The following is a 7,572-nucleotide window of genomic DNA, read 5'->3' on the forward strand; positions in this document are numbered from 1 at the left end:
CCGACCGCGAGGCCATGAAGTCGAACATGGAGGAGCTGATCCATCACTTCAAGCTCTTCTCGGAGGGCTTCCGCGTGCCCGAGGGCGAGGCCTATGCGGCCGTCGAGCACCCCAAGGGCGAGTTCGGCATCTATTTCGTCAGCGACGGCGCCAACAAGCCCTACCGCATGAAGATCCGTCCGCCCGGGTTCGTGCACCTGTCCGCGATGGACGAGATGGCGCGCGGCCACATGATCGCCGACGCCGTGGCGGTGATCGGCACCATGGACATCGTGTTCGGAGAAATTGACCGATGAGTTCCCAACCAGCAAGCAAGGCGCCGGCGCTGTCGGCGGCCACGACGGCCCTGTTCGAGCGCGAACTCGCGAAGTACCCGGCCGACCAGCGGCAGTCGGCCGTGATGGCGTGCCTGCGGATCCTGCAGGAAGAGCGCGGCTACATCAGCCCGGCCAGCGAGCAGCAGCTGGCCGACTACCTCGGCATGCCGGCGATCGCGGTGCACGAGGTCACGACCTTCTACAACATGTACAACCAGGCGCCGGTGGGCAAGTACAAGCTCAACGTGTGCACCAACCTGCCGTGCCAGTTGCGCGACGGCGCCCGCGCGCTGCACCACCTGGAGCAGCGCCTGGGCATCAAGATGGGCGAGACCACGGCCGATGGCATGTTCACGCTGCAGCAGTCCGAGTGCCTGGGCGCCTGCGCCGATTCGCCGGTGGTGCTGGTGAACGACGGCACGATGGTCAGCTTCATGAGCAACGACAAGCTCGACCAGCTGATCGACGGCCTGCGCTCGGCCGCCAACGGGGAGACGGCATGAACGCGACCCAGGTGCTGGCCCAGTTCCAGGCGACCGGCGTGCAGACGTGCTTCCACGGCCGCCACATCAACCCGCAGATCTACAAGGACCTCGACGGCACTAACTGGCGCCTGAAGGAGTACGAGCAGCGCGGCGGCTACCAGGCGCTGCGCAGGATCCTGGGGCTGGCCGGCGGCGAGCGCATGGATCCCGTGGCCGTGACCCAGACCGTCAAGGATTCGGGCCTGCGCGGCCGCGGCGGCGCCGGCTTCCCCACGGGCCTGAAGTGGAGCTTCATGCCCAAGAACTACGCCGGGCAGAAGTACCTGGTGTGCAACTCGGACGAGGGCGAGCCGGGGACCTGCAAGGACCGCGACATCCTGCAGTTCAACCCGCACATCGTCATCGAGGGCATGATCATCGCGGCCTACGCGATGGGCATCAGCGTCGGCTACAACTACATCCACGGCGAGATCCTGCAGACCTACCACCGCTTCGAAGAGGCGCTGGAGGAGGCGAGGGCGGCGGGCTACCTGGGCGACGACATCCTGGGCACCGGCTTCAACTTCCAGCTGCACGCGGCCCACGGCTGGGGCGCCTACATCTGCGGCGAGGAAACCGGCCTGCTCGAATCGCTCGAAGGCAAGAAGGGCCAGCCGCGCTACAAGCCGCCGTTCCCGGCGAGCTTCGGCCTGTACGGCAAGCCGACGACGATCAACAACACCGAGACCTTCGCCGCGGTGCCGTGGATCATCAACAACGGCGCGCAGGCCTACCTCGAGTGCGGCAAGCCGAACAACGGCGGCACCAAGATCTTCTCGGTCTCGGGCGACGTCGAGCTGCCGGGCAACTACGAAGTGCCGATGGGCACGCCGTTCGCCAAGCTGCTGGAACTCGCCGGCGGCGTGCGCAAGGGCCGCACGCTCAAGGCGGTGATCCCGGGCGGCTCGTCGTCGCCGGTGCTGCCGGCCGACATCATGATGCAGTGCACGCTGGACTACGACTCGATCGCCAAGGCCGGCTCGATGCTGGGCTCGGGCGCCGTGATCGTGATGGACGACACGCGCTCGATGCCGCAGGCGCTGCGGCGCCTGTCGTACTTCTACATGCACGAGTCCTGCGGCCAGTGCACGCCGTGCCGCGAAGGCACGGGCTGGCTGTGGCGCGTGGTCGACCGCATCTGCAACGGGCACGGCAAGCCCAGCGACATGGACCTGCTGGACTCGGTGGCCGACAACATCATGGGCCGCACCATCTGCGCGCTCGGCGACGCGGCGGCGATGCCGGTGCGGGCCATGCTCAAGCACTACCGGCACGAGTTCGAGGCCATGATCCGGCGCCCGAACCTGCCGACCCCGGATGGCAAGCAGCCCGTGGCGGCTGGCGCCCGCGGCTGATCGAAGGGAACCGCGTCAATGATTGAACTAGATCTCGACGGCAAGAAGGTGGAAGTGCCCGAGGGCAGCATGATCATGCATGCGGCCGACAAGGCCGGCACGTACATCCCGCACTTCTGCTACCACAAGAAGCTGTCCATCGCGGCCAACTGCCGCATGTGCCTGGTCGACGTGGAGAAGGCGCCCAAGCCGATGCCGGCCTGCGCCACGCCCGTCACCAACGGCATGGTCGTGCGCACCAAGAGCGACAAGGCCATCAAGGCGCAGCAGTCGGTGATGGAGTTCCTGCTGATCAACCATCCGCTGGACTGCCCGATCTGCGACCAGGGCGGCGAGTGCCAGCTGCAGGACCTGGCCGTCGGCTACGGCGGCTCCTCCTCGCGCTACGAGGAGGAAAAACGCGTCGTCATGCACAAGGACGTCGGCCCGCTGATCTCCATGGAGGAGATGAGCCGCTGCATCCACTGCACCCGCTGCGTGCGCTTCGGCCAGGAGCTGGCCGGCGTGATGGAGCTGGGAATGATCCACCGGGGCGAGCACTCGGAGATCACGACGGTGTCGGGCGACACGGTCGACTCCGAGGTTTCCGGCAACATGATCGACCTGTGCCCGGTCGGCGCGCTGCTGTCCAAGCCGTTCCGCTACCAGGCCCGCAACTGGGAGCTGGCGCGGCGCAAGTCGGTGAGCCCCCACGACTCCACCGGCGCGAACCTGATCGTGCAGGTCAAGAACAACAAGGTCATGCGCGTGCTGCCCTTCGAGAACGAAGAGGTCAACGAGTGCTGGCTGGCCGACCGGGACCGCTTCTCGTACGAGGCGCTCAACTCCAGCGAACGGCTCACCGCGCCGATGATCAAGCACGGCGGCGAGTGGAAGACCGTCGACTGGCAGACCGCGCTCGAATACGTCGCCAACGGCCTGCGCCACATCAAGGGCGACCACGGCGCGCAGGCGATCGGCGCGCTGGTGAGCCCGCACAGCACCGTCGAGGAGCTGTACCTTGCCGGCGCCCTGGTGCGGGGCCTGGGAAGCGAGAACATCGACTACCGCCTGCGCAACGCGGAGTTCGCGCCGTCCGAAGGCGTGCGCTGGCTCGGCACGTCGATCGCGTCGCTGTCCGACCTGCAGCGGGTGCTGGTGGTCGGCTCCAACCTGCGCAAGGACCATCCGCTGTTCGCCATGCGCGTGCGCGCCGCGACGCGCAAGGGCGCCGCGGTCTCGGTGATCCACGACGCGGACAACGACTGGGCGATGACGATCGCGTCCTCGGTGATCACGCCGGCCGGCCAGTGGGCCCAGGCGCTGGCCGACGTCGCCGCCGCGATCGGCGAGAAGAAGGGCGCCGCGGCGCCGGCCAAGGGCAACGCCAGCGACGCCGCCAAGGCGATCGCCGACTCGCTGCTGTCCGGCGAGCGCAAGGCGATCCTGCTGGGCAACGCCGCCGCGCACCACGCCAACGCCTCCGGCCTGCTGGCCCTGGCCAACTGGATCGGCGCCCAGACCGGGGCCACGGTGGGCTATCTCACCGAAGCCGCCAACACCGTCGGCGCGCAGCTCGTGAACGCGCTGCCCGGCGCGAAGGGCCTGAACGCCGGCCAGATGCTCCATGGCGGCGTGAAGGCCGCGATCCTGCTGAACGTCGAGCCGGCCTTCGATGCCGCCGACGGACAGCGCGCCGTCGCGGGCCTCGGCCAATGCGAGATGGTGGTCAGCATGAGTCCGTTCAAGGCCAACCTGGACGTCGCCGACGTGCTGCTGCCGATCGCGCCCTGGACCGAAACCCCCGGCACCTTCGTCAACGCCGAAGGCCGCGTGCAGAGCTTCCACGCCGTGGTCAAGCCGGCCGGCGAAACCCGCCCGGCCTGGAAGGTGCTGCGCGTGATCGCCAACACCATGGGCCTGCCCGGCTTCGAGTACGAGTCGGCGCAGGACGTGCTGACGGCAGCTCGCGGCGCCCAGGACGCGGCGGCGACGCACGTGCAGGGCGGCAAGCTGTCGAACGCGTGCAGCGCCGCGATCAACGTGTCCGCCCCCGCCGGCCAGCCGGCCGCGGCCGCGATCTACCAGCTCGACGGCATCGTGCGGCGCGCGCACTCGCTGCAGCTGACTGCCGACGGCCGCATGGGCCGGGTTCGTGAGGAGATGCCAGCATGATCGACCAGATCTGGGGTCTGGGCAACGGCCTGATCGCCGCGCCGTGGTGGACTGGCATGGGCTGGCCCGTGGTGTGGGCGCTGATCAAGATCGTCGTGGTGGTCGCGCCGCTGATGGGCGCCGTCGCGTACCTCACGCTGTGGGAACGCAAGGCGATCGGCTTCACGCAGATCCGCATCGGTCCCAACCGCATCGGCCCGTCCGGGCTGCTGCAGCCGATCGCCGACGCCGTGAAGCTGATGACCAAGGAGATCATCCTGCCGACGGTCGCCAACAAGGGCCTGTTCTACATCGGCCCGCTGATGACCATCACGCCGGCGCTGGTGGCCTGGGTGGTGGTGCCGTTCGGCCCCGAGGTGGCGCTGTCCAACGTCAACGCCGGCCTGCTGCTGCTGATGGCGATCACGTCGATCGAGGTCTACGGGGTCATCATCGCCGGCTGGTCGTCCAACTCCAAGTACGCCTTCCTGGGCGCGCTGCGGGCCTCGGCCCAGATGGTCAGCTACGAGATCGCGATGGGCTTCGCCTTCGTCGTGGTGCTGATGGTCACCGGCAGCATGAACATGACCGACATCGTCATGAGCCAGGCGCGCGGCGTCGGCGCGAGCAACGGCCTGAACCTGCTGTCGTGGAACTGGCTGCCGCTGCTGCCGATCTTCGTCGTCTACTTCGTGGCGGGCCTGGCGGAAACCAACCGCGCGCCGTTCGACGTGGTGGAAGGCGAGTCCGAGATCGTCGCCGGCCACATGATCGAGTACTCGGGCATGAGCTTCGGCATCTTCTTCCTGGCCGAGTACGCCAACATGTGGCTGGTGTCGATCCTCGCGTCGACCATGTTCCTGGGCGGCTGGCTGCCCCCGTTCGAGTTCCTGTCGTTCATCCCCGGCTGGATCTGGCTGGGCATCAAGACCTTCGTCATGGTCACGATGTTCCTGTGGATCCGCGCCACGTTCCCGCGCTTCCGCTACGACCAGATCATGCGCCTGGGCTGGAAGATCTTCATTCCGGTGACGCTGGTCTGGCTGATCGTCGTCGGCCTGTGGATGCAGACGCCCTTCAACATCTGGAAGTAGCAACGGAGAAGTACCCGCCATGACTGACCAAACAGCCACCGCGCCGAGCCGCCTGCCGTTCTCGCTGAAGGACTTCCTGTCCAGCTTCGCCCTGGCGGAGCTGTTCAAGGGCATGGCCATCACCGGCAAGTACGCGTTCAAGCGCAAGATCACGATCCAGTTCCCGGAAGAGAAGACGCCGCTGTCGCCGCGCTTCCGCGGCCTGCACGCGCTGCGCCGCTACGAGAACGGCGAGGAGCGCTGCATCGCGTGCAAGCTGTGCGAGGCCGTCTGCCCGGCGATGGCGATCACCATCGAATCCGACCAGCGCGCCGACGGCACCCGCCGCACCACCCGCTACGACATCGACCTCACCAAGTGCATCTTCTGCGGCTTCTGCGAGGAGAGCTGCCCGGTGGACTCGATCGTCGAGACGCACATCCTGGAGTACCACGGCGAGAAGCCGGGCGACCTGTACTTCACCAAGGAGATGCTGCTGGCCGTGGGCGACCGCTACGAGGCCGAGATCGCGGCCAACAAGGCGGCCGACGCGAAGTACCGCTAGGCGGCGCAGAACAACAACGGAACGATCATGGACATCCGAACCGGCTTTTTCTACCTGTTCTCGGCGCTGCTGCTGTTCGCGGCCTTCCGGGTCATCACGGCCCGCAACCCCGTCTACGCGGCGCTGTTCCTGGTGCTGGCGTTCTTCCAGGCCTCGGCCATCTGGCTGCTGCTGAAAGCCGAGTTCCTCGCCATCACGCTGGTGCTGGTGTACGTGGGCGCCGTGATGGTGCTGTTCCTGTTCGTCGTGATGATGCTCGACATCGACGTCGACTCCCTGCGGGCCGGGTTCTGGAAGCATTTTCCGATCGCCGCGACCGTCGGCGTGCTGATCGCGCTGGAGATGGCGGCCGTGCTGATGGGGGGCTTCCGCATGGGCGAGGAGCCGCGGGCCGTGCCGGCCGCGGCGCAGGCCACCGGCCAGGCCGTCGCGCAGTACTCCAACACCAAGGAGCTGGGCAAGCTGCTGTACAGCCAGTACCTGTACCCCCTGGAAGTGGCCGCCGTGATCCTGCTGGTGGCCATCATCGCGGCCATCGCGCTCACGCTGCGCAAGCGCAAGGACAGCAAGTACACCGATCCGTCGCAGCAGGTGCGGGTGCACGCCCGTGACCGCCTGCACGTGATCAAGCTGCCGCCGACGGCGGCCGCCCGCGTGGAGACCAAGGCATGACGCTCACCCTCGGACATTTCCTCTCGCTGGGCGCGATGCTGTTCGCGCTGTCGGTGATCGGCATCTTCCTGAACCGCCGCAACCTGATCGTGCTGCTGATGGCGATCGAGCTGATGCTGCTGGCGGTGAACATGAACTTCGTGGCGTTCTCGTACTACCTGAACGACATGCACGGCCAGATCTTCGTCTTCTTCATCCTGACGGTGGCGGCGGCGGAGTCGGCGATCGGCCTCGCGATCCTGGTGCTGCTGTTCCGCAACAAATCCAACATCCAGGTCGAATCGCTGAACGAGCTGAAGGGCTGAACGGCACGCCACGATCGGAAGAAACATGAGCCAGACTCTCAACGCAACCACGCTGCTCGCCGTGCCGCTGGCCCCCCTGGCCGGCGCCGTGATCGCCGGCATCTTCGGCACCACCTTCGGCGGCAACGTCTTCGGCCGGCGCATCTCGCACACGCTGTGCATCCTGGGCGTGTTCGTCGCCTTCGTCCTCTCGGCGATGACGCTCCAGAGCGTGTACAGCGACGGCGCGCGCTTCAACCAGACCATCTACCAGTGGATGGTGGTGGGCGGGCTGAAGATGGAGGTGGGCTTCCTGATCGACGGCCTCACCGCGATGATGATGTGCGTGGTGACCTTCGTGTCGCTGATGGTGCACATCTACACGATCGGCTACATGGAGGACGACGAAGGCTACAACCGCTTCTTCGCCTACATCTCGCTGTTCACGTTCTCCATGCTCATGCTGGTCATGAGCAACAACTTCCTGCAGCTGTTCTTCGGCTGGGAAGCCGTGGGCCTCGTCTCCTACCTGCTGATCGGCTTCTGGTTCCAGCGGCCGACCGCGATCTACGCGAACCTCAAGGCGTTCATCGCCAATCGCGTGGGCGACTTCGGCTTCATCCTCGGGATCGGTCTCATCCTCGCCTAC

The 7,572-nt window shown here is 66.8% G+C and carries 8 protein-coding genes and 1 pseudogene; all 9 read left to right on the forward strand.

Annotated elements, in window-relative coordinates; translation table 11 throughout:
- Positions 1-296: pseudogene (locus tag VNT59_RS14610) on the forward strand (NADH-quinone oxidoreductase subunit D); the annotation flags it as partial.
- Positions 293-820, forward strand: a complete 528-nt coding sequence (nuoE, locus tag VNT59_RS14615; RefSeq protein ID WP_325499306.1) for an NADH-quinone oxidoreductase subunit NuoE — start codon at positions 293-295, stop codon at positions 818-820. The pseudogene VNT59_RS14610 and the gene nuoE, both read left to right, overlap by 4 nt.
- The gene (nuoF, locus tag VNT59_RS14620; protein WP_325499308.1) at positions 817-2,196 is read left to right on the forward strand and encodes an NADH-quinone oxidoreductase subunit NuoF; all 1,380 of its coding nucleotides are present in this window, start codon (positions 817-819) and stop codon (positions 2,194-2,196) included. The genes nuoE and nuoF overlap by 4 nt, the downstream gene beginning before the upstream one ends.
- Positions 2,197-2,214: 18 nt before the next feature.
- Complete coding sequence (gene nuoG / locus VNT59_RS14625) at positions 2,215-4,350, forward strand: NADH-quinone oxidoreductase subunit NuoG (RefSeq protein WP_325499310.1); 2,136 nt, start codon at positions 2,215-2,217, stop codon at positions 4,348-4,350.
- Entirely contained in the window at positions 4,347-5,423 is a 1,077-nt protein-coding gene (gene nuoH, locus VNT59_RS14630) for an NADH-quinone oxidoreductase subunit NuoH (protein ID WP_325499312.1), read from the forward strand. Before nuoG ends, nuoH begins: the two co-directional genes overlap by 4 nt.
- Before the next feature lie 19 nt (positions 5,424-5,442).
- A complete protein-coding gene (gene nuoI / locus VNT59_RS14635) occupies positions 5,443-5,967 on the forward strand; it encodes an NADH-quinone oxidoreductase subunit NuoI (RefSeq protein WP_325499314.1) in 525 nt (174 codons plus the stop codon).
- Positions 5,968-5,994: 27 nt separating this feature from the next.
- On the forward strand, positions 5,995-6,639 hold the full coding sequence (locus tag VNT59_RS14640; protein ID WP_325499316.1) for an NADH-quinone oxidoreductase subunit J: 645 nt from the start codon (positions 5,995-5,997) through the stop codon (positions 6,637-6,639).
- Entirely contained in the window at positions 6,636-6,944 is a 309-nt protein-coding gene (nuoK, locus tag VNT59_RS14645; protein ID WP_325499318.1) for an NADH-quinone oxidoreductase subunit NuoK, read from the forward strand. The genes VNT59_RS14640 and nuoK overlap by 4 nt, the downstream gene beginning before the upstream one ends.
- Positions 6,945-6,969: 25 nt before the next feature.
- The coding region (locus VNT59_RS14650; RefSeq protein WP_325499320.1) for a proton-conducting transporter membrane subunit at positions 6,970-7,572 on the forward strand (603 nt) is incomplete at its 3' end.

Source organism: Ramlibacter sp., assembly GCF_035554825.1.
Lineage (GTDB): Bacteria > Pseudomonadota > Gammaproteobacteria > Burkholderiales > Burkholderiaceae_C > Ramlibacter.

Bases quoted from the DNA above. Each gene is read 5' to 3' on its own strand.
- nuoH (WP_325499312.1), top strand. From the start codon at position 4,347: ATGATCGACCAGATCTGGGGTCTGGGCAACGGCCTGATCGCCGCGCCG.
- nuoE (WP_325499306.1), top strand. From the start codon at position 293: ATGAGTTCCCAACCAGCAAGCAAGGCGCCGGCGCTGTCGGCGGCCACG.
- VNT59_RS14640 (WP_325499316.1), top strand. From the start codon at position 5,995: ATGGACATCCGAACCGGCTTTTTCTACCTGTTCTCGGCGCTGCTGCTG.
- nuoI (WP_325499314.1), top strand. From the start codon at position 5,443: ATGACTGACCAAACAGCCACCGCGCCGAGCCGCCTGCCGTTCTCGCTG.
- nuoF (WP_325499308.1), top strand. From the start codon at position 817: ATGAACGCGACCCAGGTGCTGGCCCAGTTCCAGGCGACCGGCGTGCAG.
- nuoK (WP_325499318.1), top strand. From the start codon at position 6,636: ATGACGCTCACCCTCGGACATTTCCTCTCGCTGGGCGCGATGCTGTTC.
- nuoG (WP_325499310.1), top strand. From the start codon at position 2,215: ATGATTGAACTAGATCTCGACGGCAAGAAGGTGGAAGTGCCCGAGGGC.